The sequence below is a fragment of the Exiguobacterium sp. RIT341 genome, assembly GCF_000632205.1.
In the GTDB taxonomy this organism is placed as follows: domain Bacteria; phylum Bacillota; class Bacilli; order Exiguobacteriales; family Exiguobacteriaceae; genus Exiguobacterium_A.
The window spans coordinates 767,071-789,761 of the sequence record NZ_JFYW01000001.1; the positions used below are offsets into that span (position 1 = coordinate 767,071).

A 22,691-nucleotide genomic window follows, 5' to 3' on the forward strand; every position below is an offset into this window, starting at 1 on the left:
AAACGATAGGAGGACGAACATGAATATACGTAAAAACATTGTCTATGCGACGTTATTCAATACTACAGGCAGTCAGATATTGATGGTCGAGAACCGTGGCGAACACGGTGACTACTATACACTGCCGAGAGGAACCGTCGAGCGTGACGAAACGTTACATACGGCAATCACGCGTGAAGTACTGGAGGAGACAGGCTTCACCATCATTCCAGGGGACATCGTTCATGTGGCGGAAGCATTCTTCCCGCAAGCGGGGGAACATTGTCTGTTTTTCTTCTTCGCGGGAGAAATCACTTCCGGTCAATTGAAGACGAATGTTCCAGAAGAAATTTCCGGACTCGTCTGGATGGACCGTGAAGAAGCGTTCAAACATCTTAATTTACCGGAAGCGTCAAAAGAGTCGCTTTTTGCTGGTCGAACGGTACCATATGATTTTGCCGGAGAAATCGTTCATACGTAAGGAAGTGTTACTTGACGTACTAAGGTGACGGATTTTCGGGTACAACACTACAGGAGCCTTACCCGAAATTTGCAGAAAGTCAGGTGAACACATAGTATGTCGATTCTTACGTTTGACGAAGTCAGCTATCAACACATCTTACATGGATTAACCGGTGAGTTCCGCGAAGGTGTCATCACGACACTTGTCGGACCGAGTGGTGCCGGAAAATCCACGACATTGAAACACATCAACGGACTTATTTCTCCCGATCGCGGCGAGATTTGTTTTCGAGGCGAACTACTCGAGCAGATGAATCTGCTCGATGTCCGCAAACGAATCGGAATGGCGTTTCAAAGTGCGCCGATGATTCCCGGTACCGTCTACGATAATATCAATTTACCGAAATCAATCTTCGGTGAATCGTTGTCACGCGAAGAAGCGGAACGCTTGCTACAACAAGTCGAACTATCCGTCGAACTTGAACGACCGGTCAAAGATTTGTCCGGTGGCGAACGGAGCCGACTCGGAATCGCACGAACACTCGTTAATCGACCGGACGTCCTGTTGCTTGACGAAATCACGGCAAGTCTCGATTACCGGATGGTACAAGAAATTGAGAAGCTGATTCTTGATTTACAGCAGGAGTTGCAGACGACGATCATTTGGATTACGCATGACTTAGAGCAAGCCAAGCGGGTCAGCGACGACGTCTGGTTTTTAAAAGACGGTCGATTGATCGAGTCTGGTGCTTTTAAAGAACTCGTTTCAAGTGGTCAAGCAGAGACACAAGCGTTCTTGAAGGGGGTATCGGTATGAGTTACCTCCAACTGGCGACTTCGCTGATCTTCATTTTGATCCCCCTCGTCTTAGCGCGGACGTTACGGCTTGGTCTAGAGAAGGACATCCTCATCGCAACCGTTCGATCAATCGTCCAACTCTTGATCATCGGTTATATTTTGACGTTCGTCTTTGAAAGCGGCAGTCCAATTTTCATGTTACTCATGATTCTGTTGATGATCGGTGCAGCGACACTGAACGTCATCCGTAAAGGGGACGGGATTCCCGGGATCCAGTGGATCATCTTGTTGACATTGATTGCGGTCGAAGCATTGACGATGGGCATTTTGCTTGGATTACAAATCATTCCGTTTGAAGCTCAGCAAGTCATTCCGATCAGCGGGATGGTCATTGGGAACTGTATGATCTTGTCCTTGTTGTTTCTTAATAAGTTCAAGGACGAGGTCGAACGAAGCGACGAGGTCATCGAACTGATTCTTTCGCTTGGTGGAGATGCGAAGACAGCGATTGATACGAGCTTAAAAGGCGCGATCCGGACAAGTATGATTCCAACGATTGAAGCGCAAAAAACGATGGGCCTCGTCCAATTGCCAGGGATGATGAGTGGGTTGATCATCGGTGGCGCGGATCCAATGGAAGCGGTCCTTTATCAACTATTGATTCTATTCCTGATCTTGACGACGGCGGCGATGGCATCGGTCCTCGTTGGTTTTCTATCCTACCGTCGACTATTCAATGAAAAAGCACAATTCATCGGTTTGACCTATAAGAAAAAAGACACGTAAGGAGCACGTTATGCAGACTTATCCGATTACTGAAGCCGACCTGCAACTGGTCGAACTAGCAACCGAAACGATTCAAAGCCGTTACGCTGACGATAAACATCACGTCGCAGCTGCGTTGCGGACAAAAGATGGCGCGACGAAAGTGGGCGTTCACGTCGAAGCCTATATCGGACGAGTGACGGTGTGCGCGGAAGCCATCACAATCGGTTCCGCCATCACGGATGGATTGACAGATTTTGAAACGATCGTCGCAGTTCGACATCCCTATTCGGATGAGACGGACCGAACGATTCATGTCGTCAGTCCGTGCGGTATGTGTCGCGAATTGATTTCCGACTATGCACCGGACGCATTTGTCCTCTTAACGATCGACGATCAATTGACGAAAGTCCGGATTGCGGATTTGATTCCATTGAAATATGTCCGACAATAACCAGTAAATCCTCATCGTTTAGATGAGGATTTTTTTTGCATTTACTTCTAAAAAATCCTTATTATGGTTATGATAAAGACGGAATAATTAAGGAGGGATTTGCGTGTCAGCTTTATTAGAAGTCGAACGGTTATCAAAAACCTACATACGTGGTACGGAGACGATTCATGCATTGAAGCAAGTCAGCTTTACGTTAGAGGAAGGAGGGTTCATCGCCATCATGGGCACGAGTGGCTCCGGGAAAAGTACACTGTTGAATATCCTGGGAGCGCTTGACGCGCCAACCGGTGGAACGTTGACCTTAAAAGAAAAACGGCAACGCGACATCTTCACTGAACCTGCTGCGACGTTATACCGTCAGCAACACATCGGGTTCATCTTTCAATCGTTTCATTTACTCGATGACTTGACGGTCCAGGAGAACATCGCCTTACCATTGATGTTGAAGGGGATGGATGACAAAACGATCAACCAAGAGGTAGAGACTTGGCTCAAACGAGTCGGACTGACGAAGTGGAACAATCATCGACCGCAAGAGCTGTCGGGTGGACAACAACAACGTGTCGCGATTGCACGTGCCTTGATCAGTCGACCACCGATCATCTTAGCGGATGAGCCGACGGGGAACCTCGATTTCAAGACATCTGCTGAAATCATGCAATTGCTTCAAGAACTCAATCGCGAACAACAAACGAGTATCTTGCTCGTGACCCATGATGCGACCGTAGCTGCTCATGCGAAACGTGTGCTGTATTTCCATGATGGACAGATCGTTGCCGATCAGCTGTCGACCGGTGATGTGGCACCGATCTTAGAGACATACGAGCAGTTCGTGGGGGCTGTATGAAACGACAACATCTCTTCCGTCTTTCCCACCGACTGTACCGTAAAAGTCCGATGATTTTAGTGACCTCAATCGGAAGCGTCATGATTTCGATCGGTCTCGTCTTAACGATGGTCATTTTTTTACTACATAATCAAGCCGCAATCGAGACAGATCGTGTACAAAGATATGGTCAAGTCGATCTGACGGTCAAATATACACCTGAAGACGAGCGGAAGGATCAGTCCGTGTTTGAGCAACTTAAAAAGGATCACGATGTCTTGAGAGCAGAGTCGATCTTACAGACGACAGCGCGCGTCGCTGGTCAAACAATGGCCGACGTGGAGACGATAGGAGTTCATTCGGATGCCCTGACGAAAAGTCGGTATCATTTCACGAACGAGTTGAAACAGGGAGAAGCGATCATGTCAGCTCGACTCGCGACTTCGCTTGATCGTAGTGTCGGGCAAACGCTTCGCGTCGGAGAAGAAACGTATCAGATTCGCGAGATTCTACCGGACACCAAAACATCAAAGAACGCGCAAGATCAAGTCCTGCTTTCATATGCTGATTTGCAAAAACATCACATAAGCGAAACCAAAGCAATTTTGCTCGATATGAAAGAAGGGAAGGATGTCGTACGCTATGCCGATACGCTCGTCCAATCGAATCCGAAGCTCCGCGTTGAGCTTTCAGAAGGACAAGCACTCTCTCCAGCGATGAATGGCTATATTGGAATCTTATCATTGCTAATCCTTGTCGTCTCCGGCTTCATCTTGATGGCGAACTTCGACTTGTATTTACGTAAACATGCTGTCCAATTTGCGATCATGCGGACGCTTGGAGCGACAACACGACAACTGTTCCAGCTGTTCTTCGTTCAATCTGGGTTGATTGTCTTAGCCGGAATGATGCTTACGATTCTAGGGAGTATTTGCTTACCGTTACTTGGTCAACTCGTATGGCCGACAGAGGGTAAGATGATTGTCTCCCTCATGATTGAACAGGGAGCGTTCTTGATGCTCGTAACGTTCGGTAGTGCCTTGTTAATTCTGCTGTTGCTCGCGAGCACTGCTTACCGAAAACGGGATGTCTTACCGCTCCACGTCTTACGAGAAAATCTAAAAACAGCGTCACGACCAACACGACGAAAACGTCTCGTCCTTGCTAGTAGTGGGTTGACTGCTAGCTTGATCTTATTCGCAGAAGTGATCGCAAGCACAGAAGGGGCGCGGGCGATGACCTGGATCTGTGCAACCATCGCCTTTTTACTGACGATGTATCTTGCGACGCCACTGCTCTTGAAGGGAGTGCTCCATCGAGCGGAACCGATTGTTCGTCGGTTAGCGGGACCGACGAGTTTCGTCGCCTTCCGGGGCGTGTTGCCGCAACTTCGGAAAAATGCCTGGTTGATGCTGATCGTTCAAGTCTTGATGATCATCGTCGTCATCGGCTCGACGTTCCTTGAGACGGTGCAACAAAACGAGCGGAAGTACATCATCAGCCAATATCCGACGGAGGTCGTCTTAAAGAGTCGTTTAGATGAAGGATCGCAAGGAGACCCGCTACAATTGATTCGACGGATTGAAACCGAGTTACCTGGCGCAAAAGCGACCTTCCTATCGTCTCGAAGCTCCTTTGAATACCAGTTGCTTCAGGAAGATGTCTCAATCGAGTACGAAGTGACGGACTATCGTCGTCTTGACGTCTTAGAGGGAGAACAGACGAGTGACACAGACGGAATCATCATCTCACGTACCTTCGCTAAAAAACACAGTCTCCAAAAAGGCGATACGTTGCCGCTCGGCCGATGGGATGGGGAACAAGAGCGAAGCGTTTCGCTCGGTCAATTCCGAATCGTTGGAATCGAAAAGAAGATAGCACCAGACATCCTCGTGGATTGGCGGAATGAGGAGCTACGGCAACCAAGCGATCACATCTTGAATGTCTTTATCGACGTTCCATCCGAGTTAAAGAAGGCGCAAGTGACAAAAAAATTATCAGAGATCACGCAAAGTTATCCGACATTGCAAATGAATCGACTATCTGACGCGCTTCATGATGCGGAGCAACAAACGACGGAACGTTGGTTCGTCTTCATCATTGCGCTTGTCGTCATGAGTGGATCCGTCTGGTTCGGACTTGCAAACGCCTTACTCAGTTTCGTGAGTGGAAAACGAGGCGAGTATGCCTTGCTACGAACGATTGCGCTGACTCGAAACAGGCTGCGTCAATTGACACTCATTCAAATGCTCTTGTTCATTGGGAGCGGCATCATCTTTGGACTGATTAGTGGTCTTGGTGCGACAATCTTCGTGACACGGATTGATGATACAGGATCATTCTATCTCAACGTCCCGACGATTGCTGGAACGATTGCCGGTTTGGTGGTGCTTGTCCTAGCCATCGCTTGGTTCGTCACCCGACGGAAGCAGGAAAACCTCGTTCACGAATTGAAACAGTAAGTATGGGCAAGTGAACCGGGGGGATCGAAATGCGAAAAACGATCGGGGCGATTTTATTACTTGTAGTGATTGGCGGTGTTGGTTGGTGGATGATCGCAGATGAACGGGATGCAACCTATGAGCAGATTGTTGAAGTGCAAGTCGTTCGGCACGTGACGAAGCAGTTCGGGCGCGACAATATCGCGTCAGTCAAACCTTATTTCGTAGCGTCCGAATCATCAAAATCACGACGTCACCAGATTGCCGTTCAATTGAAATCGGCACCGACTGGAGAATACCGGATGTACCGCGTATTTCAGAATAAGGTCGAATACATTGGTCGATCACGAACCGTTCGATCAGATTAAACAGGTACGTTGAATCAGTTGGGGGATTTAAATGAAAACGAAAGCCGAACGTATCGCGTTCATTCAAGAAGAAAAACGTCAACTCGCTAAACCACGTTTGTACAGCTCGTTACTGTACGGCTTTAGCATCCTGTTGGTCGTCGCCAATCGGGACATGTACTGGCCACTATTTTTATTATTTGTAGCACTAGTCTGGATTGCGCGGATCCACTCGCAAGAAGTCGAACGTGATATGGCTTTAACGATAGAACCACAGATGAAGAAAATCATTCAATGGCAGTATGTAACGGATTTTCTGTTTGTCATTTTAATGGGATTATTCTTTCCAATACTAATCGTATTCGATTTACCATTTTTCCTAAGTTTTGCCGTCTACGTCGTGTTTGCTATCGCTTTGCTCGTATCAGATATGCTACTTGAACGAAACGGAAAACGTCTCGATGTCGAGCATCCGACGAAGAAGGAATTGCGGACGCATCCGAAGTCGTGGAAAAAGATTTAATTCGTGGAGCCGGTCGTTGAACCGGCTCCTTTTTGAGCATTCCGGTCGCTTCAGCGTGCGAGACTGCCGTATGATGAAAGGGCACATGAATAAGGAGGTCCTCGTATGCTTGCAATCATCATTGGATTTATCATCGGTTTGCTCGTACCGGTTCAAACGAGTGTCAATACGCGATTGCGGGGCGTCGTCGGTTCGCCATTCCTCGCTTCGCTGATTTCCTTTTCGATTGGCTCACTATTCTTACTACTTCTCGTGCTGCTTGTCGATGGCAATCTCACAGGTCTCACGGCTGTTGCCGATGAACCGTACTGGATCTGGGCTGGAGGGGTACTCGGTGTCATCTATTTGACCGGGAACATCTTGTTGTTTCCGCGACTCGGAGGCGTCCAAACGGTCATCATGCCGATTTTCGGTCAAGTCATCATGGGACTGTTGATCGATCATTTCGGATTGTTTGAAGCGAACGTTACTACACTCTCGCTGACACGTATCATCGGAGCAATTCTTGTTTTGTTCGGCGTCGTTGGGACGGTCGCGCTCGGTGACTATTTGGCACGACGACGGAAGCAACATGTGGAGTCACGAGAGAACTCGTTACTCGTTTGGCGTATTCTCGGAATTGTTACGGGAATGATGAGCGCAGCTCAAACGGCCATCAATGGCCATCTCGGAAGTGTTCTCGGGTCAGCTGTGAAAGGGGCATTAATCTCATTCGTCATCGGAACGGTTACCTTACTGCTGCTAAATCTGATCCTACGAACAAAGTGGCAAATGGATCGCACCCAACCACTTCCCGCGTGGATTTGGATTGGGGGATTGATTGGTGCATTGTTCGTTGCCGGCAATGCGTTCATCGTTCCGCTCGTTGGTACGGGACTCGCCGTCGTCATCGTCACGATCGGGTTACTGACCGGAAGCTTATTAATTGACCGCTTCGGTTGGTTCGGTGCAAAAAAACAACCGGTCACGGGTGTGCAGATCGTCAGTCTGCTTGTCATGCTTGGAGGTATCGTGTTGATCCGCATTTAAGAACAGCTCGTTCGAACGTATGGATAGATACGTTGAGAACGAGCTGTTTGTTTAATCGTTCTCAATAAAAAGCAGGAAATGATTTCCTAATCGATGAATTGAGGTAAACTGAAGAAAGAATCATCATTTAGGAAGTGGATTCGGAGGTTAAATGCATGAATCTAGTGGATATCGAACGACGATTACGAGAAGACGATGAATTACAACAAATGCTAGAGATCTTAGAACGACTCGATTTACCGGATTGGTGGATTTGTGCCGGTGTCCTTCGTTCGAAGATTTGGGGCATTGATCAAAACGCACAGTCGGACATCGATATCGTCTATTTTGACCCATCGGATATTTCTGAAGCGACGGAAAAAAGACATGAGCGGCAATTATGTGAATGGATAGATTTACCGTGGTCCGTCAAGAATCAAGCACGGATGCATCTCGTGAATGATTTGCCACCTTACGCATCAGCGCAAGATGCAATCGCACAGTTTCCTGAAACCGTCACGCCAATCGGCGTGACGAGACGACCAGACTTTGAACTCTATCTTCCATACGGGGCAGATGACTTTACGGATCGAATCATTCGCCCGACACCCCATTTTCAAATCGGTACCGCGCGTCATTTGATTTTTCAGCGACGGATGATCGAAAAAAGATGGCAAGACAATACAGGCCTACATATTTGTATATGAAACAGGAAGGAGCTTATGCCATGAAACGACTCAAACCTAAAAAGCAAATCACTCTTTTCGTGTTAGGACTTCTTTTTATCAGCGGATGCGCACCGGAAAAAAATGTCGAGGTGAAAGAAAAAGTTCAAGTGGATGGCACGAGTTTGTTCGATGGTGGATCCTATCCGACTGCTGCAGAGACGGCCGAGCATCAATTTAAGTATGACTTGAGTGACAAGTCCACCTATACGTTAAAGCAAGACGATTTCCGAGTGAACGCGCGATTCGGCGACTATAGTCTACTGCTAGCAAGCATCATCGAAGGACGATACGATACGCTGATGATTTATGAAAAGAAGTCGAACTGGATATTAAGCAGTTCGATGGAACTCATTCGAGATCAATCCACGAAAGGTGAGACGATCGCAGGGAGTCTATCGTGGGAAGGGAATAAGAAAAAAATGGCGACGAAACTTGTAACGAATCGTCATTATACAGTGATTGAGACTCGACTGGAAAATGAGCGTATTCCAGCTCGATTCGGAGAACGAACACGCACTATCAATGGGTTGAAAGTACATATTCAAAAGCAAGGGAAACAACTTAATCTTGCCTATCGAAACGGGACCTCCGTCATCTGGCTCATCAGTGATCGACCAGAAAAAGTTCTGCTTCGACTCATCACGGCATCTCCAGACAGTCCGATTTCGAAGCTATCCGATGACTTTTAGATCCGCCATGGGGGATCTTTTTTTATTTTTATGACCCAGTTGGAAATTGTACATGGTTGAGGTCGAGGAGCGTTTATCTGTGAAGCATAGCGGGAATCTTATTCATGCAATCATATGTTGAAAATAATGAAAGCGATCGATGGTCGTACAGGTGAGGTGAGATGTTAATCGTAACGCATTCATTGAAAAGGAAGTGAGAACTTCATGCGATTCAGAAGGGAACATGTCAATGTCGTTGATCCGGCGCAAACGAAAAAGAGTGTCTATGCGACCGGAATCGGCAATGCGATGGAGTGGTTTGATTTTGGGTTGTACTCCTACCTCGCCGTCATTATCAGTCAAAATTTCTTTAGTGGTGTAGAAAATGATGAACTGAAGCTGGTCTTTACGTTTGCGACGTTTGCGATCGCCTTTTTGATGCGACCACTCGGCGGATTGATCTTTGGACGAATGGGCGACCGTCTAGGACGAAAAGTCGTCTTGACGACGACGATCGTCATGATGGCATTTTCGACTTTGTTAATTGGTCTGCTGCCGACCTACGATCAAATCGGTGTCTGGGCACCGATTCTTTTACTGTTGGCAAGGATCTTGCAAGGCTTTTCGACTGGTGGTGAATATGCTGGTGCGATGGTCTATATCGCCGAGTCTTCACCCGATAAACACCGGAGCGCGTACGGTAGTGGTCTTGAAATCGGAACGTTAGCCGGGTATATTCTTGCTTCCGTGTTAGCGACGATCTTGTTCGTCTCTCTATCAGACGATCAAATGTCATCTTGGGGATGGCGTATTCCCTTCATCTTAGGCGCACCACTCGGATTATTTGGTCTTTATCTTCGGCGACACTTGGATGAGTCACCGATTTTCGAGAATGAGATCGATGAGAGTGAACAGGAACAAGCGACGTTTCGGACGATCATCCAAGAACACCGGAAAGACATCATCGTCTGCTTTATCGCCGTTGCTTTCTATAACATCACGAACTATATGTTGTTATCCTATATGCCGTCTTATCTGGATGAAATCATCGGTCTACCGAGTGCAACGAGTACGATGTTAATCACCGGTGTCATGATCATTATGATTCCGCTTGCTTTCTCGTTCGGTCGCTTGAGCGATCGGCGCGGCAATCGACGATTGGTACTGCTTGGATTGACGGGGTTAGCCTTAACATCAATCCTCTCATTCTTCCTAATCGGGCAAGACTGGTTGTTATTCGTCGGCATCGGGATCTTCATTATTGGTTTCTTTTTGTCAATTTTCGAGGGAACAATGCCAAGTCTGTTGCCAAGTATTTTTTATTCAGATGTGCGGTACCGGACGCTTTCCGTTACCTTTAATATCGCAGTGTCGATCTTTGGTGGGACGACCCCACTCGTCTCGACCTGGCTTGTGCACACGACAGAAGATCCACTCGCTCCAGCCTATTACCTGACAGCCGTCAGCGTCATTGGCTTCATCACATTCTTCTTTTTCTTTGAGAACACAGCAGGTAAGGCGCTCAAAGGATCACATCCGACGGTTGCTTCGGAACAGGAAGTACATGAAGTCGCAAAAAATCCGGAAGATGCGCTGTGGTGGAAAGAAGACGACAAAAAAGAATGACGATAATACGAACAGTCCCTTACTCGATGGAGTGAGGGACTGTTGTTTTTCATGAATTTGTGATGCAACGTTACGAACGTTTAGCAGACTGAAAGACATGTCTAAGAAAATCAGCAATCCGTTGCCAAGCCTGAAGCGCTACGTTTGCGTCACCGTGATGCGTAAAGGCATGGGGTTGTCCGGCAAATTCCTGGTGTTCGACGTGAACACCTGCTGCTTGAAGTCGTTTAGCATACTGCTGAGCTTCCTGCGCCAGTGAGTCGTGCTCAGCCGTCAAAATGAGTGTTCGCGGTAGTGCTTCAAGTTGAGCCGCATAGAGTGGCGAAGCAAGGTGATGATACGCATCTTCCGCGCGAGCGATGTACATCGCATTGAACTGACGTGCCTGCTCAGTAGGTATGGCTTCTTTAAAAAACGGTTTGTCCGCTGGGTCCGTTGCGAGATCGAGTAGAGGGTAGTCAAGGATTTGAGCAATGAGCGGAACCGGATGTGTCTGCTCGGCGTTCCATAACGATATGGCAGTAGCGAGGTTCCCACCAGCACTATGTCCCCCGATCGCGATGCGCGCAGCATCGAGGTGTAGCGTCTCAGCATGTTGGAAAATCCATTGAACGACTTCGAAGGTGACGTGGACCGGAACAGGAAACGGATGCTCCGGTGCTAATGGGTACTCGATATTAAAAACATGACAGTTGACGGTCTCAGCAAGAAACAGATTCCATGGTTTGTCCATCTCTGGCGTTCCGGTGATGAAACCGCCACCATGGAAACTGATGAATCCAGGTAATATGTCTGCTGCATCGATCGGCGAGTGCAGCAATACTCGGACATCGCCGATCGATGTCGGCACCTGTAACGTACTCGTTATAGCTTGCGGTGGTTGAGGGGGTGTGACTTTAGGACGTTCCTCTCCCGAGCGAATCTGTTCGGCAAGGTCAATCATTTGTTGACGATTCATCGAATTCCTCCTTTAGGTCCATCTTCATCATACCGAACGGATTGGTGGATTTCTCTTTTGGATTTGTTTTCTTTAGGTACAGGAAAAAACAGCCATAGTTTGATACACTTTTGAAAGAAACTAGAAATCGAAAGGATGGAACAGATGCCAACACTTTACATTACGCGTCATGGCGAGACGGAATGGAACTTAGAAAAACGAATGCAAGGCTGGGAAGACTCTCCTCTGACAGCAAAGGGCAGGCAAAATGCGCGGGACCTTGGTCACCGCTTACGTGAAATTCATCTGGATCATCTCTATATCAGTCCGATTGGTCGCGTCCGAGAAACAGTTCGAATGATGGATCTCGATCCAGCGATTCCGGTCACTATCGACGATCGATTACGTGAAATGCACATGGGAACCTGGGAAGGACGGACGGCGGCGGAAATTGAAGTCGCGCATCCGCTTGCTCATGCTGCATTTTGGCAAACGCCGCATACCTACATACCGGAGAGTGGAGAATCCTTTGACGCGGTCCGCGAGCGCATCCTATCGTTTTTGGAACGACTGGCAGACCATGAAGAAGACGAAAACATCTTAATCGTCACCCACGGCATCTTCCTTAACATCTTGCTGACATATCTTCAACGTAAGCCGTTCGCGACATTATGGGATCCGCCGTTCATTCATGGAACGAGTTTGACGATCGTCGAATACAGGGATGGGGAAGCCGTGATTCGATTAGAAGCTGACATGTCGCATGTCATAGCGGACTAAAAAAACGGCGGACTTTTTCTCGGTCCGCCGTTCTCCTTATCGTGATTTCATCAAATAGATCAAAATTGCGCCTTCTTGTTTTCTGACCTTTAGGTGAGGAGAGGATAACGTGTCAATCGAGCGACCGATGATCGATTCTCCTGTCGTATAGCGTTTGAGGAGTAAGGGGTAGAACAAAGCATTCGTCTGTTTCTGATCATTGAATTGACCGCTGTCAGTCTGGACATTTTGAGGTAAGGTATAGACCGTTTTCGTCTCAGGAATACCATTCTTCGTATCAAGCGAATAGGTGAAGGCATGCGAATCGTTGAGCAGGTTCAAATCATACGTCAACTGGAACGGTGTGCGATCATATGTACCGGCAGGAATCGATTTGTCGATCAGCACCTCTGGTGGTTCTGTATCGTCAAATTGGACCGCTTTGAGCTCGAGCGGGCGATCGAGTGTACCAGTTAAGAAAAATGTCCGCTATTGCTGCGACTCGTCTTTCGCGGTAGAAGATGTGATCGAAAAGTACGACTTCTTGATCTTGACGGTCTCTTTAGGAAGGACGGTTGCTTCCGTTGTGCAACCAGCAAGCAAGAAGGGTAGAGTGAATAAGAGCGCGTATTTCATGACGTGTTCCTCTTTTCCAAAGTCATAGTGAATCGAGAAAAAATAAAATATTCAAAAAATTAGAAATGATACCTAGATTATACCAAAAATGTTCTTGCTAAATAAAGGAGGAAATCATGAAAGGCAAATGGTTATTAGCAACCGTCCTGCTCGTCGGTTGTGCCTCGACAAGTGAAGAGGCCGAATCGACGGCAAAATCGTTATACGTCGCACCGAACGGCAGTGATAAAAATACTGGCACGTTGAAGCATCCGTTTAAAACGATTCGACAGGCGACACAAAAAGCGACTGCCGGTACGACGGTCTATTTGCGAAAAGGAACGTATCACGAGAAGCTGAACGTTAGACAGAACGGAACGAAAGAACGCCCGATCACCTTCCGAAACTATCAAGACGAGCAGGTCACGTTAAGCGGGAAAAATATCAAAGATCGGGACGCAACCTTACCGATCGTTCAGGTGAAAAATCGAACATATGTGACAATCCAAGGACTGACGATCGAAGCCGTTCAGTCGAAACGGTCGGACGCGACACCGATCGGCATTTTGGTCACGGGATCAGGATCACACATCACGTTGAAGAACAATACGGTTCGCCAGATCAAGACGCTCGCGAAAGACGGAAATGCACACGGCATCGCTGTCTACGGAACGAGAGCGATTCGTCACCTGACGATCACCGGCAACCGAGTCGAGCAGAATCGTCTCGGTTTCAGTGAAGCCCTCGTCTTAAACGGGAACGTCAAACATTTCCGGGTGACGAAGAACGTCGTACGGGATAACGACAACATCGGTATTGATTTGATCGGACACGAAGGGATTGCTCAGTCGAAAAAAGACGACTACGTCCGTGAGGGCGTCGTGTCGGAAAATCGTGTCTACCGGACGTCGAGCTACGGCAATCCTGCTTACGGGAAGGAATACAGCGCAGCCGGTATCTATGTCGATGGTGGGAAGAATTTGACGATTGAGAAAAATCTTGTCGAAGCGAGTGATATCGGGATTGAAGTGACGAGTGAACATGCCGGACGATACGCAGAAGATGTCATCGTCCGCCAGAATGATGTACGGCAAAATGTCTACACCGGAATTGCGATCGGTGGGTATGACACGAAGCGAGGCGGTACAAAACGTGTCCGGATCGAGCAAAATCAGCTGATCGGGAATGATACGAAAGGGCTCGAGGGTGGTCAATTGCTCGTCCAGCATGATGTCCATGACAACACGATCATCGGGAACACATTCGATGGTTCGTTAAGTGTCGCCCATTACTTCAAGACGAGTTCGGGAAATCAGTTTGAAAAAAATACGTTCAAGCATACAAAACGTTTCATGTGGCGCGACGCCTCCTATAAAACGGAACAAAGCTTTCTGAAAGCGGTCCGAAAGGTGGAAGGAAGATGAAGTTATCGGAGCGCCTCCTCGCTTACTGGATTCGGATTCCGAGACGCTGGCGGCTTGCAGCATTGACCGCCTGTATGTTAACGATTTGGACAGTGGAAGGCGTTCGGTTTTTAACCAGTCCGGCGTTACGACTGCCGACCGTTACCGATGCAATCATCTGTCTCATTCCGGCGATTCTATTGTTCATGGTATGGAAAACAAAGCGTTCAAATTAACACCTGAATTAATCGAAAATAACAAGGAATTCATTTAATCGTCCTCGAAATAGGGAGGGAACTTCAATTAGTAAGGAGGAAGAAAGATGACGAAACTGACGATTCAAGCTGTGATTGACCGTCCGGTCGAGACCGTGTGGGAGATCTGGAACGCACCAGAAGACATCAAATGCTGGAACGCAGCGTCTGACGATTGGCATACGACGGCGTCAACAAATGATTTGACGGTCGGTGGTCAATTCACGAATCGAATGGAAGCAAAAGACGGTAGCATGGGATTTGATTTCACGGGTACATACGAGACAATTGTTCCCTACGAACGCATTGCGTATGTCCTCGAGGATGGTCGTCAGGTGACGATCGACTTCTCTCGGAACGGGGAACAGACCGAAGTCGTCGAATCGTTTGATGCCGAAACAATCAACCCGCCTGAAATGCAACAAGCGGGCTGGCAGGCGATCCTTGATCGGTTCAAGGCGTATGCTGAGTCGAAGTAAATCATTCGCTTCGTAACTTCCGACCACGGCGATCCGTCAGGGCAGGAATACCACCGCTCTCATAGCGCCGGACCCAGTTATACAATTGTTGATACGACACATCATGCCTTCCGGCGATACGTTGGTAGTCCTTTGCGGCCGCCAAACAATCGAGGACGGCATTGATGCGTTGTTCAAGAGTGTTGGTGGACATGAACGTTTTCCTCCTCATTGAATCGCCCTGGATTCGTCCACGGCATTAAACTAGAGCACATACAATCGATGGAAGCCATTGGATCAAAGAAAAATTGATGCGTCTCCTGTTGATTCGTTTTGACGATCAGTCGTTTTTCTAGCGTTGGTAAATGCACGAGAAACGAAATCTGACATTCCAAAGGCTGCGAGAGAATGGTGGTAGATCGTTTTTGTAAGTGGATAGCTGCTGAATTCGCAGTGATGTATAAGACGTGTCGATTCCATTCCTCTTCGTTGAAAAGTGAATCCATCATCGTGATAAATGCTTGACCGGAAATGAAGTTCATCGGACGTCCTCCTTTCTTATAATGTGTATATCCTGTACATGTTTTTCGAAAACCTACATTTCAAATATTACAAAAAAACCACCTCCAAAAGAGAGGTGGTTAACGTTACCCTGCTAGTTCAAGCATTTGGACGAACGCGACGTCCGGATCTGTCGTCTCAAATCGGTTCAACCAATCCTTGAAGTCGCCTTCGTACAAAATACGACCTTGATGAAGGAAGATGACATGGGCATCGGTATGCAATAGATCATGTAATTGATGTGTCGAGAAGAGGCACGTTTGACCGTTTGCTGTCATCTGCTCGAAGCGTCGCATGATATGAAGTCGTGTTGCCGGATCAACGCCACTTGTCGGCTCGTCAAAAATGTAGAGCGAACGCGGTACTGTCGTCAACAGGGTGACGAACAACCATTTCTTTTCACCAGCGGACATCTTACCGATTTTCATCTCCCATAGATGAGCGAATAGATCGAGCTCTCGTGGCTGTTTCAGATGACGCGTATACGTCTCTTGCTTGCGATATGCTTTCAAACGAGCGAGCCGACCGACGAAGACGGCGACATCCTTGCCCTTTAATTCATCCGAGTAATAGATGAATTGCGTCAAATAGAGAATGTCCGAGATATCGGGTAAGTCCAGTTCTCCGGACGTGATCGGTAAGGCGCCGGTCATGCAATCAAACAGTGTCGTTTTCCCGGCACCGTTCATCCCGATCAAGACGTTCAGTTTCCCGGGAACAAGCGAAAAGGAGACATCGTGTAACAGATCAGGTGATTTCGGATAGTTGAAGCGTACGTGTTGAACGTGCATCTGAATCCTCCTATCGGGTCAGTAATGACATGAGATTAAAACGTTTGACAGAGAATAGACCAAGTAACAGATAAACGACGAGTACGACGGTCAAGATAAGGAACGATGCTCCCGTAACGTGCTCAGAGACGGCAAGACCAAGTGTTTTCATGACATAAAAAGGATTCAAGTAACTGTACCAGCGATCCGGTTGGCTATTCGCGAACAAGAACAGAGGATACATGACGATGTTGATTAATGTCGACATACTCGAAATCTTAGCCGGAAGCATCGTCAAGGCGATGCTTGCAAAAGCAAGCGGGATGCTGAGCACCAAGACGAGATAAGCGAGTAACAACGTTAAAGGTGAGAAGAAGCCGAACACAAGCATCAGAATCGTCGTAAAGACCGTTAAACTAACGGCTGCAAATACGAGCCGAACGAGAACGAGTGCGAGAATACAACCAATCTTATTACCGGAAATCATGATATACGTCTTCATCAAACCATGTTCCCGCATCCGAGCAAGTTGGAGACCGATGCCGTTGACATAAATCGAAAGTAAGATATAACCCCAAAAGAGCGCGAGGAATGAGAGGAAACTGCTCTCTGTGAAATCGAGTCGTGACCCGAAGACGAACGCGAGAATCAACGGGAAGATCAACGACCAAAAGACCGGAATCTTATCCGTCAGCATGATTTTTAAGTAAAGTATGAAGTAGCTAGGAATCGAGTACATATGTGCCTCCCGTTCATAAAAATATGATGCTGTCTATTTTTATACGAATAAAATTGGATAAAAGTTCCTTAAAAAGTGATTTGTTAATAAAAGTAAGCATATCAAAAACGCTTAAATATTGTAAACTGAAGCAAAGAACAGGAGGTGTCATGATGAAGTATCTCTTAACTTCAGGTGGGGTACAAAATGCATCGATTCATCAAGCGTTACTGGAGATGCTCGGAAAACCGATTGAAGAATGTCATGCCATTGCAATCACGACAGCGTCTTACGCACTAAAAAGGGGGATGGACCTCGCTGTCAACTTCATTCAAGGAAAAGATGAGGCACCAATGGTCGATGTAGGATGGAAGTCAGTCGGTCTGTTGGAATTATCAGCGGTTTCAGTGGTTGATCCAGCAATTTGGCAACCAGCGGTCGAACAAGCGGATGTCATCCTCGTCAATGGTGGGGATCCGCTATTTCTCCATCACTGGTTCGTCGAATCGGGCTTTGATCGACTATTACTGCAACTGACCGGTGTTTATGTCGGGATGAGTGCCGGTAGCATGGTGCTCACTCCCCGTATCGGAACGGAGTTCGTCGAATGGCAGAAGACCCCGGAGCAATCGGACGCAACACTCGGTCTCGTTGATTTTTCGATCTTCCCGCATCTCGATCACCCGCAGTTACCAGACAATCACATGCAAACAGCAAAAGAGTGGTCAAAGAGGCTGACGAATCCAGCGTACGCGATCGACGACGCGACAGCGATCCGTGTCATCGGTTCAAACGTCGAAGTGATATCCGAAGGAAATTGGGTCAAATTGCAATGACAACGATTTATTTCGTCCGACATTGTGAATCGCTCAAAACGGGGAGTGATCGTGAACGAGGTTTAACCGATGCAGGTCAACAGCAAGCACAGAAACTAGTGGTGTTTTTTAGAACGATGCCGATTGACGCTATTTGTTCGAGTCCGATGCGACGGGCGATGGATTCCGTTCGTCCGCTTGCGAATCAGAGGAACATGCAGGTCATAACGGTTCCATTTCAAGAGCGACTTTTTCAACTAATCGATGAACGATTAACGACTGAGAGACTCGAGGAAGTATTGAGACAGTCATTTTTAGACGCCGATTACGCAGAAGTTGGTGGAGAGTCGAATCGCATGGCACTTGACCGTGCTGTAGCAGCCATCGAAAAGCTCCATGACATGCATCCGAATCAACAAGTGGTTGTCGCGACACATGGACTTGTATTGGCGTTAGTTCTTGAAAAATATACTGGGCGAGCGGCGAACGAATGGTTAGATGCGACGTCGAGTCCAGCGATTCACCGGTTGACATTCGATGCCCTCAAGAAAGCGTCTCATGAACAACTATAGAAAGACGATTAAATTTGACCGCTGAAGATGTAACCGAGAAAGAGTAGTAGCAGCACGCCGAGCGGAATGGCACAGGCGAGACTGACATATTTAAGAATCCCGGGCTCCCGTCGTCTGAAGGCGACGATCCCGAGACCGATTCCGAACAGATAAATGGCAAGTCCGATCGGAATCGTAATCATCGAGTTTGGACCGAATGGCCAGTTAATCGGTGGGAAAATCATATAAGCAAAGAACAAGCCGAGTAAACTGAAGAAGATAGAGGCTTTAGCATATGTCATGTGAGAACTCCTTTTAGTTAAGTCTGTAAACAAGGAATTCGAATCACAGACACAAAATCCTGCTCTCACCAGTAAATTTCCAGTTTTTCTTTTGAATGAACGAGAACTATATCTAAAAGATAGTATCTTTTAGATATAGGAGGGACCGATGCCAAAAGAAAACATGACCCGTTATGCGATTCTCGGACTTCTCGCGAGCGGATGTACGTCTGGTTATGAGATGAAGCATACGATCGATACGAGCTTGAACCACTTTTGGAAAATCAGCTTCGGACAAGTATATCCGACGCTGAAACGGTTAGAAGCGGAAGGATTAATCGTGGAAGAGGTCACGGATGGGGAACGAAAACAATTCGCCCTGACGGAAAACGGACATGTGGAGCTCGAGCGTTGGGTCGCTGAACCATCCGTTGATTTGCCAGTGCAACGAAACGACTTATTGTTGAAGCTTTATTTTGCCCGCCATGTTTCAAAAGACGTCACGATGTAGAAGATTCAGGAGCATGCACGCTTGCTCGAAGAGCGGCTCGAGACGTATCAAGCAATTGATGCAATGATTCGTTCTTATCCTGACTCAAACGACGCCGTTTATTGGTTGCTGACGCTTGATTATGGCATTCGGAAGACACGTGCGTTACTCGACTGGTGTGACGCTTCCCTTGAGGCCCTTGAAGGAGGAAATTGACATGAAACGGATCATTGCGACTCCGAACAAAGACGTCGTCGTGTTCATCATCGGGTTACGGATCAATCGCCTGCGCTCCGTCCGACAATGGTTACCGACGGTCCAAGCGATGGGACCGATGCTGCAAGAGTGTTATGCGAACGATGTCGGACTGATTTCGCATGAATCGCTTGTCGGTTGGCGTTCCTTGACGTTGATCCAGTATTGGCGTTCAACGGAAGAGTTGATGGCATATGCCCATGGTTCGCGCCATTTGACGGCGTGGAAACGATTCAATCAGAAGGCACGGACATCAGAAGCGGTCGGGATCTTTCACGAGACGTTCGAAGTCAGCAATTATGAGTCGATGTATGTCAATCTTCCGACCCGGGGGCTTGCAAAAGCACTTGGCGAGTCGGCGATCAGATCGCATCAAGAACAAGCGAAAGGGCGCTTAGCCGAGCGGCAATCACAAGAGACGATCTGAATAGACAAAAGACGGGTGCCGAGGCATCCGTCTTTTTATGTAGTGACTGGCGTGGCGGGTTCGAGCAGCTCCCCACAGTTTTGGCAAATATGATCGAGCGTTTTTGTACACGGTTCGCAAAACGTACAAGCATGTGAACATTGATAGACCGTCGTTTCAATTGTTTCTTGGCACCGGACACAGGTTGGTTCCATGCGTATCACCTCCTATTAGTAGTATAAGAAATACTACTCGATGAACACAGCAGCAAAACAAAGTAAAAGGCTATATTTTCCTTTGATTCCATGTTAATTTGAAGAAAGTGGTTTTGAATCAGAAGGAGGATGGAATATGGACCAGATTGATCAACAAATCGTTCGGATATTGCAGAACGATGCCCGAATCCCATGGTCGGAACTCGGGCGACAAATCGGGTTATCAGCTCCAGCCGTCATCGAACGGGTCCGAAAAATGGAGGACGCGGGAATCATCGAAGGATTTCGCGCTGTCATTAATCCAGAAGCACTCGCACAAGGGTTACTCGCGATCGTCATGTTTGAAGAGACGCGGTGTGCGGGTTTGATTGAATTTTGCAAAGGGCATCCGGAAGTCGTCGAGTGTCACCGACTGACGGGTAGCTATAACTTCATGGTCAAGTTGCAAACGGAGTCTGTTGCAACTTTAGAACGTTTTCTCGATGACGCGTCTGTCTTTGGTAAACCATCGACTTGGATTCGATTGTCGACACCGGTTTCGTTCACGGGGTATACGATATGACGGAGGAGACCCGTCTAAGCATCGAGCAAATGACGGGGGAGATCGAGGACGTGAAAAGCTCGATGAGCAAGGGGGAACTTTGACCGTATACCGAATCACAGCATGGTACGTCGGTGTCAGCGCTAGAGCAATCTATGCGATGACATACGGGATCCGAACGAGTGAGGGCGGAACGGGCTATTGCCTGGATTCGGGGCAAGGCTGGCTGAGCGGTTGTCTCTGTCCTCATTTGAATCAGGAAAAACGAGCAGCTCGTTTTCAGGAATACCTGCCTCAAATGAATTATGCGATCGGATTACCTGACAATACGGCGTATATTCAATCTGAGACCGATCACTATCGATTAGGCGAAGGGTACGTGCTTTGTTTTAAATGATGATGAACGCTTCGAACATCCGTTGTGTTCATCATCGTGATTAAAAGTGAATCAAAACAGTTGACGAACAAAAATTGAGATGGTATATTTATCTCGAATTAAAGATATATGAATTAAAGACACAAAAGAGGTGAACGAAATGACACGACCGAACCCGAACTTGAAAGCATTAACGGTCATGGTGCGCGCAGTCGACGCGTTACATGAAGTCATCAAGAAGGACGTTGCGCAGTGGGGGCTGAACCCGACGGATTTTTCGGTTCTTGAGTTGCTGTTTCACAGGGGCAGGCAACCGATTCAATTGATTGGGAAAAAAGTCTTGATTACGAGCAGTAGCATCACCTATGTCATTGATAAGCTCGAAAAAAAGAATTATGTCTTCCGTAAAGCATGTCCAGAAGATCGGCGCGTGACATTTGCGGAACTGACCTCTGAAGGGCAACAACTGATGGAAACGATTTTTCCGGAGCACGAGCAAGCGATTAATCAAGTATTTCAAGGGATAGACCCGTCTGATCTTGAAGCTTTCATCGAGACAGCCAAAACAATCGGTTATCAAGCAAAAGGTAAATAAATTTTTTTGAACTGATATCTCGAATTCGAGATAATAACGATTAGAGGAGCGATTATTCATGAATGAACTAAAAGGTATCCACCACGTTACAGCGATTACGAGCAGTGCCGAGAAAAACTATGACTTCTTTACCAATGTCTTAGGGATGCGATTGGTCAAAAAGACCGTCAATCAGGATGACATTCAGACGTATCACTTATTCTTCGCCGATGATAAAGGATCTGCCGGAACGGATATGACGTTTTTTGATTTCCCTGGTATCCAAAAAGGATCACACGGGACGAATGAAATCTTCAAGACGGCGTTCCGTGTCCCAACGGATGCCGCACTCGAGTACTGGATTAAACGGTTTGACAAATATGACGTCAAGCACCGCGGCATCAAAGAACAGTTCGGCAAGAAGACGCTCTCGTTTGTCGATTTCGATGAGCAACAATATATGTTGATTTCTGACGAGCACAATCAAGGTGTCGCGTCCGGCACACCGTGGCAAAACGGTCCGGTGCCACTCGAGTTCGCGATCACGGGACTCGGTCCAATTCACATCCGGATCGCGGAATTTAACAACTTAAAAGCCGTGCTCGAACAAGCAATGTTGATGCGCGAAGTCGATCAAGCTGGTTCACTGCATTTGTTCGAGATGGGTGAGGGCGGAAACGGTGCCCAAGTCATCGTTGAGCATAACGTCGTCCTGCCGAGTGGACGTCAAGGATTCGGAACAGTCCACCACGTCGCCTTCCGGGTTGAAGATACGGCTGCCTTACAGGAATGGATTGAACGGATGCAACAGCTACGCTTCAACACATCGGGCTACGTCGATCGGTTCTTCTTCGAGTCCCTTTATGCTCGCGTCGCGCGCGGTGTCTTGTTCGAGTGGGCAACGGATGGTCCTGGTTTCATGGGTGATGAGCCATACGAAACGGTCGGGGAGAAATTGTCATTACCACCATTCCTCGAGCCACAACGCGCACAGATCGAACAAATGGTTCGTCCGATCGATACGGTCCGGAGCACACGCAACATCGAAAAAGAATACCTTTAAGAGAACGTTACGATAACGTAATTA

34 protein-coding genes are annotated in these 22,691 nt (G+C 47.5%); 25 read left to right on the forward strand and 9 right to left on the reverse strand.

Annotated elements, in window-relative coordinates; translation table 11 throughout:
• Nucleotides 1-19 precede the first annotated feature (19 nt).
• From BW42_RS03865 to BW42_RS03920, 12 genes are all read left to right on the forward strand, one after another.
• Complete coding sequence (locus BW42_RS03865; RefSeq protein WP_081780358.1) at nt 20-460, forward strand: NUDIX domain-containing protein; 441 nt, start codon at nt 20-22, stop codon at nt 458-460.
• Nucleotides 461-556: 96 nt separating this feature from the next.
• A complete protein-coding gene (locus BW42_RS03870) occupies nt 557-1,258 on the forward strand; it encodes an ATP-binding cassette domain-containing protein (RefSeq protein WP_035407690.1) in 702 nt (233 codons plus the stop codon).
• Nucleotides 1,255-2,025 (forward strand): iron export ABC transporter permease subunit FetB, encoded by a 771-nt coding sequence (fetB, locus tag BW42_RS03875; protein WP_035407693.1) that lies wholly within the window; start codon nt 1,255-1,257, stop codon nt 2,023-2,025. The genes BW42_RS03870 and fetB overlap by 4 nt, the downstream gene beginning before the upstream one ends.
• 10 nt (nt 2,026-2,035) lie before the next feature.
• Nucleotides 2,036-2,458 (forward strand): cytidine deaminase, encoded by a 423-nt coding sequence (locus tag BW42_RS03880; protein ID WP_035407695.1) that lies wholly within the window; start codon nt 2,036-2,038, stop codon nt 2,456-2,458.
• Between the two features lie 97 nt (nt 2,459-2,555).
• Nucleotides 2,556-3,305, forward strand: a complete 750-nt coding sequence (locus tag BW42_RS03885; protein WP_035407699.1) for an ABC transporter ATP-binding protein — start codon at nt 2,556-2,558, stop codon at nt 3,303-3,305.
• Nucleotides 3,302-5,746 (forward strand): ABC transporter permease, encoded by a 2,445-nt coding sequence (locus BW42_RS03890; RefSeq protein WP_035407703.1) that lies wholly within the window; start codon nt 3,302-3,304, stop codon nt 5,744-5,746. The genes BW42_RS03885 and BW42_RS03890 overlap by 4 nt, the downstream gene beginning before the upstream one ends.
• A gap of 29 nt (nt 5,747-5,775) precedes the next feature.
• The gene (locus BW42_RS03895; RefSeq protein ID WP_035407705.1) at nt 5,776-6,093 is read left to right on the forward strand and encodes a hypothetical protein; all 318 of its coding nucleotides are present in this window, start codon (nt 5,776-5,778) and stop codon (nt 6,091-6,093) included.
• Between the two features lie 31 nt (nt 6,094-6,124).
• Nucleotides 6,125-6,595 (forward strand): hypothetical protein, encoded by a 471-nt coding sequence (locus tag BW42_RS03900; protein ID WP_035407707.1) that lies wholly within the window; start codon nt 6,125-6,127, stop codon nt 6,593-6,595.
• Nucleotides 6,596-6,700: 105 nt separating this feature from the next.
• Entirely contained in the window at nt 6,701-7,624 is a 924-nt protein-coding gene (locus tag BW42_RS03905; RefSeq protein ID WP_035407709.1) for a DMT family transporter, read from the forward strand.
• A gap of 155 nt (nt 7,625-7,779) precedes the next feature.
• Entirely contained in the window at nt 7,780-8,310 is a 531-nt protein-coding gene (locus tag BW42_RS03910) for a nucleotidyltransferase family protein (protein WP_035407711.1), read from the forward strand.
• Between the two features lie 20 nt (nt 8,311-8,330).
• Nucleotides 8,331-9,020, forward strand: a complete 690-nt coding sequence (locus BW42_RS03915; protein ID WP_035407714.1) for a hypothetical protein — start codon at nt 8,331-8,333, stop codon at nt 9,018-9,020.
• 204 nt (nt 9,021-9,224) lie between these two features.
• Nucleotides 9,225-10,625 carry an MFS transporter gene (locus BW42_RS03920; protein WP_035407717.1) on the forward strand — a complete coding sequence of 467 codons (1,401 nt, stop codon included), beginning with the start codon at nt 9,225-9,227 and terminating at the stop codon, nt 10,623-10,625.
• 70 nt (nt 10,626-10,695) lie between these two features.
• On the opposite strand, the gene BW42_RS03925 is transcribed toward BW42_RS03920, so the two are convergent.
• The gene (locus BW42_RS03925) at nt 10,696-11,583 is read right to left on the reverse strand and encodes an alpha/beta hydrolase (RefSeq protein WP_035407719.1); all 888 of its coding nucleotides are present in this window, start codon (nt 11,581-11,583) and stop codon (nt 10,696-10,698) included.
• A gap of 144 nt (nt 11,584-11,727) precedes the next feature.
• Between BW42_RS03925 and BW42_RS03930 the strand changes: the two genes are divergently transcribed.
• Nucleotides 11,728-12,342, forward strand: a complete 615-nt coding sequence (locus tag BW42_RS03930) for a histidine phosphatase family protein (protein WP_023468438.1) — start codon at nt 11,728-11,730, stop codon at nt 12,340-12,342.
• A gap of 36 nt (nt 12,343-12,378) precedes the next feature.
• Here the strand turns inward: BW42_RS03930 and BW42_RS03935 are convergent, their stop codons facing one another.
• Together BW42_RS03935 and BW42_RS16255 are read right to left on the reverse strand one after the other, a co-directional pair.
• Nucleotides 12,379-12,729 (reverse strand): hypothetical protein, encoded by a 351-nt coding sequence (locus BW42_RS03935; RefSeq protein WP_035407722.1) that lies wholly within the window; start codon nt 12,727-12,729, stop codon nt 12,379-12,381.
• An 81-nt stretch (nt 12,730-12,810) separates the two neighbouring features.
• A complete protein-coding gene (locus tag BW42_RS16255) occupies nt 12,811-12,957 on the reverse strand; it encodes a hypothetical protein (RefSeq protein WP_155960146.1) in 147 nt (48 codons plus the stop codon).
• A 116-nt stretch (nt 12,958-13,073) separates the two neighbouring features.
• Here BW42_RS16255 and BW42_RS03940 point away from each other — a divergent pair, with 116 nt between their 5' ends.
• The 3 genes from BW42_RS03940 to BW42_RS03950 all read left to right on the forward strand — a co-directional run bounded on the left by BW42_RS03940 (nt 13,074) and on the right by BW42_RS03950 (nt 15,072).
• Nucleotides 13,074-14,360, forward strand: coding sequence for a nitrous oxide reductase family maturation protein NosD (locus BW42_RS03940; protein WP_035407725.1), 1,287 nt, complete (start codon nt 13,074-13,076; stop codon nt 14,358-14,360).
• Nucleotides 14,357-14,575: a hypothetical protein gene (locus BW42_RS03945; protein ID WP_035407727.1), complete on the forward strand. Its 219-nt coding sequence runs from the start codon at nt 14,357-14,359 to the stop codon at nt 14,573-14,575. Before BW42_RS03940 ends, BW42_RS03945 begins: the two co-directional genes overlap by 4 nt.
• An 86-nt stretch (nt 14,576-14,661) precedes the next feature.
• Nucleotides 14,662-15,072: an SRPBCC family protein gene (locus tag BW42_RS03950; protein ID WP_035407730.1), complete on the forward strand. Its 411-nt coding sequence runs from the start codon at nt 14,662-14,664 to the stop codon at nt 15,070-15,072.
• A 1-nt stretch (nt 15,073) separates the two neighbouring features.
• On the opposite strand, the gene BW42_RS03955 is transcribed toward BW42_RS03950, so the two are convergent.
• The 4 genes from BW42_RS03955 to BW42_RS03970 all read right to left on the reverse strand — a co-directional run bounded on the left by BW42_RS03955 (nt 15,074) and on the right by BW42_RS03970 (nt 17,121).
• The gene (locus tag BW42_RS03955) at nt 15,074-15,265 is read right to left on the reverse strand and encodes a helix-turn-helix domain-containing protein (RefSeq protein ID WP_035407732.1); all 192 of its coding nucleotides are present in this window, start codon (nt 15,263-15,265) and stop codon (nt 15,074-15,076) included.
• Nucleotides 15,246-15,593 (reverse strand): hypothetical protein, encoded by a 348-nt coding sequence (locus BW42_RS03960; protein WP_035407735.1) that lies wholly within the window; start codon nt 15,591-15,593, stop codon nt 15,246-15,248. The genes BW42_RS03955 and BW42_RS03960 overlap by 20 nt, the downstream gene beginning before the upstream one ends.
• A 105-nt stretch (nt 15,594-15,698) precedes the next feature.
• A complete protein-coding gene (locus BW42_RS03965; protein WP_023468433.1) occupies nt 15,699-16,403 on the reverse strand; it encodes an ABC transporter ATP-binding protein in 705 nt (234 codons plus the stop codon).
• Between the two features lie 10 nt (nt 16,404-16,413).
• A complete protein-coding gene (locus tag BW42_RS03970) occupies nt 16,414-17,121 on the reverse strand; it encodes a hypothetical protein (RefSeq protein ID WP_035407738.1) in 708 nt (235 codons plus the stop codon).
• A 152-nt stretch (nt 17,122-17,273) separates the two neighbouring features.
• Between BW42_RS03970 and BW42_RS03975 the strand changes: the two genes are divergently transcribed.
• Both BW42_RS03975 and BW42_RS03980 read left to right on the forward strand, forming a co-directional pair.
• On the forward strand, nt 17,274-17,936 hold the full coding sequence (locus BW42_RS03975) for a Type 1 glutamine amidotransferase-like domain-containing protein (RefSeq protein ID WP_035407741.1): 663 nt from the start codon (nt 17,274-17,276) through the stop codon (nt 17,934-17,936).
• On the forward strand, nt 17,933-18,487 hold the full coding sequence (locus BW42_RS03980) for a histidine phosphatase family protein (protein WP_035407743.1): 555 nt from the start codon (nt 17,933-17,935) through the stop codon (nt 18,485-18,487). Before BW42_RS03975 ends, BW42_RS03980 begins: the two co-directional genes overlap by 4 nt.
• Nucleotides 18,488-18,495: 8 nt before the next feature.
• On the opposite strand, the gene BW42_RS03985 is transcribed toward BW42_RS03980, so the two are convergent.
• The gene (locus BW42_RS03985) at nt 18,496-18,768 is read right to left on the reverse strand and encodes a hypothetical protein (RefSeq protein ID WP_035407745.1); all 273 of its coding nucleotides are present in this window, start codon (nt 18,766-18,768) and stop codon (nt 18,496-18,498) included.
• A 148-nt stretch (nt 18,769-18,916) separates the two neighbouring features.
• Here BW42_RS03985 and BW42_RS16515 point away from each other — a divergent pair, with 148 nt between their 5' ends.
• Genes BW42_RS16515 through BW42_RS03995 form a run of 3 tightly spaced genes read left to right on the forward strand, consistent with a single transcriptional unit; the run spans nt 18,917 to nt 19,919 of the window.
• Nucleotides 18,917-19,258, forward strand: a complete 342-nt coding sequence (locus BW42_RS16515) for a PadR family transcriptional regulator (protein ID WP_231496848.1) — start codon at nt 18,917-18,919, stop codon at nt 19,256-19,258.
• A gap of 3 nt (nt 19,259-19,261) precedes the next feature.
• Nucleotides 19,262-19,453, forward strand: a complete 192-nt coding sequence (locus tag BW42_RS16520; protein WP_255344365.1) for a hypothetical protein — start codon at nt 19,262-19,264, stop codon at nt 19,451-19,453.
• Between the two features lies 1 nt (nt 19,454).
• A complete protein-coding gene (locus BW42_RS03995; protein ID WP_035407748.1) occupies nt 19,455-19,919 on the forward strand; it encodes a DUF4188 domain-containing protein in 465 nt (154 codons plus the stop codon).
• A 35-nt stretch (nt 19,920-19,954) separates the two neighbouring features.
• On the opposite strand, the gene BW42_RS16115 is transcribed toward BW42_RS03995, so the two are convergent.
• Entirely contained in the window at nt 19,955-20,113 is a 159-nt protein-coding gene (locus BW42_RS16115; protein WP_081780359.1) for a DUF1272 domain-containing protein, read from the reverse strand.
• Nucleotides 20,114-20,249: 136 nt separating this feature from the next.
• On the opposite strand from BW42_RS16115, the gene BW42_RS04000 reads away from it, so the two are divergent.
• The 4 genes from BW42_RS04000 (at nt 20,250) to BW42_RS04015 (ending at nt 22,667) form a co-directional block, all read left to right on the forward strand.
• Complete coding sequence (locus BW42_RS04000) at nt 20,250-20,675, forward strand: Lrp/AsnC family transcriptional regulator (protein WP_035407751.1); 426 nt, start codon at nt 20,250-20,252, stop codon at nt 20,673-20,675.
• Between the two features lie 79 nt (nt 20,676-20,754).
• Complete coding sequence (locus BW42_RS04005; protein ID WP_035407754.1) at nt 20,755-21,051, forward strand: hypothetical protein; 297 nt, start codon at nt 20,755-20,757, stop codon at nt 21,049-21,051.
• Between the two features lie 139 nt (nt 21,052-21,190).
• Nucleotides 21,191-21,625: a MarR family winged helix-turn-helix transcriptional regulator gene (locus BW42_RS04010; protein WP_035407758.1), complete on the forward strand. Its 435-nt coding sequence runs from the start codon at nt 21,191-21,193 to the stop codon at nt 21,623-21,625.
• A 58-nt stretch (nt 21,626-21,683) separates the two neighbouring features.
• Nucleotides 21,684-22,667 (forward strand): ring-cleaving dioxygenase, encoded by a 984-nt coding sequence (locus BW42_RS04015; RefSeq protein WP_035407762.1) that lies wholly within the window; start codon nt 21,684-21,686, stop codon nt 22,665-22,667.
• The last annotated feature ends 24 nt before the right edge of the window (nt 22,668-22,691 follow it).

What these genes read in the sequence shown, in the direction of transcription:
- BW42_RS03865 (WP_081780358.1), top strand. Translation starts at nt 20, where the DNA reads ATGAATATACGTAAAAACATTGTCTATGCGACGTTATTCAATACTACA.
- BW42_RS03870 (WP_035407690.1), top strand. Translation starts at nt 557, where the DNA reads ATGTCGATTCTTACGTTTGACGAAGTCAGCTATCAACACATCTTACAT.
- fetB (WP_035407693.1), top strand. Translation starts at nt 1,255, where the DNA reads ATGAGTTACCTCCAACTGGCGACTTCGCTGATCTTCATTTTGATCCCC.
- BW42_RS03880 (WP_035407695.1), top strand. Translation starts at nt 2,036, where the DNA reads ATGCAGACTTATCCGATTACTGAAGCCGACCTGCAACTGGTCGAACTA.
- BW42_RS03890 (WP_035407703.1), top strand. Translation starts at nt 3,302, where the DNA reads ATGAAACGACAACATCTCTTCCGTCTTTCCCACCGACTGTACCGTAAA.
- BW42_RS03895 (WP_035407705.1), top strand. Translation starts at nt 5,776, where the DNA reads ATGCGAAAAACGATCGGGGCGATTTTATTACTTGTAGTGATTGGCGGT.
- BW42_RS03900 (WP_035407707.1), top strand. Translation starts at nt 6,125, where the DNA reads ATGAAAACGAAAGCCGAACGTATCGCGTTCATTCAAGAAGAAAAACGT.
- BW42_RS03905 (WP_035407709.1), top strand. Translation starts at nt 6,701, where the DNA reads ATGCTTGCAATCATCATTGGATTTATCATCGGTTTGCTCGTACCGGTT.
- BW42_RS03910 (WP_035407711.1), top strand. Translation starts at nt 7,780, where the DNA reads ATGAATCTAGTGGATATCGAACGACGATTACGAGAAGACGATGAATTA.
- BW42_RS03915 (WP_035407714.1), top strand. Translation starts at nt 8,331, where the DNA reads ATGAAACGACTCAAACCTAAAAAGCAAATCACTCTTTTCGTGTTAGGA.
- BW42_RS03920 (WP_035407717.1), top strand. Translation starts at nt 9,225, where the DNA reads ATGCGATTCAGAAGGGAACATGTCAATGTCGTTGATCCGGCGCAAACG.
- BW42_RS03925 (WP_035407719.1), bottom strand. Translation starts at nt 11,583, where the DNA reads ATGAATCGTCAACAAATGATTGACCTTGCCGAACAGATTCGCTCGGGA.
- BW42_RS03930 (WP_023468438.1), top strand. Translation starts at nt 11,728, where the DNA reads ATGCCAACACTTTACATTACGCGTCATGGCGAGACGGAATGGAACTTA.
- BW42_RS16255 (WP_155960146.1), bottom strand. Translation starts at nt 12,957, where the DNA reads ATGAAATACGCGCTCTTATTCACTCTACCCTTCTTGCTTGCTGGTTGC.
- BW42_RS03940 (WP_035407725.1), top strand. Translation starts at nt 13,074, where the DNA reads ATGAAAGGCAAATGGTTATTAGCAACCGTCCTGCTCGTCGGTTGTGCC.
- BW42_RS03945 (WP_035407727.1), top strand. Translation starts at nt 14,357, where the DNA reads ATGAAGTTATCGGAGCGCCTCCTCGCTTACTGGATTCGGATTCCGAGA.
- BW42_RS03950 (WP_035407730.1), top strand. Translation starts at nt 14,662, where the DNA reads ATGACGAAACTGACGATTCAAGCTGTGATTGACCGTCCGGTCGAGACC.
- BW42_RS03955 (WP_035407732.1), bottom strand. Translation starts at nt 15,265, where the DNA reads ATGTCCACCAACACTCTTGAACAACGCATCAATGCCGTCCTCGATTGT.
- BW42_RS03960 (WP_035407735.1), bottom strand. Translation starts at nt 15,593, where the DNA reads ATGAACTTCATTTCCGGTCAAGCATTTATCACGATGATGGATTCACTT.
- BW42_RS03965 (WP_023468433.1), bottom strand. Translation starts at nt 16,403, where the DNA reads ATGCACGTTCAACACGTACGCTTCAACTATCCGAAATCACCTGATCTG.
- BW42_RS03970 (WP_035407738.1), bottom strand. Translation starts at nt 17,121, where the DNA reads ATGTACTCGATTCCTAGCTACTTCATACTTTACTTAAAAATCATGCTG.
- BW42_RS03975 (WP_035407741.1), top strand. Translation starts at nt 17,274, where the DNA reads ATGAAGTATCTCTTAACTTCAGGTGGGGTACAAAATGCATCGATTCAT.
- BW42_RS03980 (WP_035407743.1), top strand. Translation starts at nt 17,933, where the DNA reads ATGACAACGATTTATTTCGTCCGACATTGTGAATCGCTCAAAACGGGG.
- BW42_RS03985 (WP_035407745.1), bottom strand. Translation starts at nt 18,768, where the DNA reads ATGACATATGCTAAAGCCTCTATCTTCTTCAGTTTACTCGGCTTGTTC.
- BW42_RS16515 (WP_231496848.1), top strand. Translation starts at nt 18,917, where the DNA reads ATGCCAAAAGAAAACATGACCCGTTATGCGATTCTCGGACTTCTCGCG.
- BW42_RS03995 (WP_035407748.1), top strand. Translation starts at nt 19,455, where the DNA reads ATGAAACGGATCATTGCGACTCCGAACAAAGACGTCGTCGTGTTCATC.
- BW42_RS16115 (WP_081780359.1), bottom strand. Translation starts at nt 20,113, where the DNA reads ATGGAACCAACCTGTGTCCGGTGCCAAGAAACAATTGAAACGACGGTC.
- BW42_RS04000 (WP_035407751.1), top strand. Translation starts at nt 20,250, where the DNA reads ATGGACCAGATTGATCAACAAATCGTTCGGATATTGCAGAACGATGCC.
- BW42_RS04010 (WP_035407758.1), top strand. Translation starts at nt 21,191, where the DNA reads ATGACACGACCGAACCCGAACTTGAAAGCATTAACGGTCATGGTGCGC.
- BW42_RS04015 (WP_035407762.1), top strand. Translation starts at nt 21,684, where the DNA reads ATGAATGAACTAAAAGGTATCCACCACGTTACAGCGATTACGAGCAGT.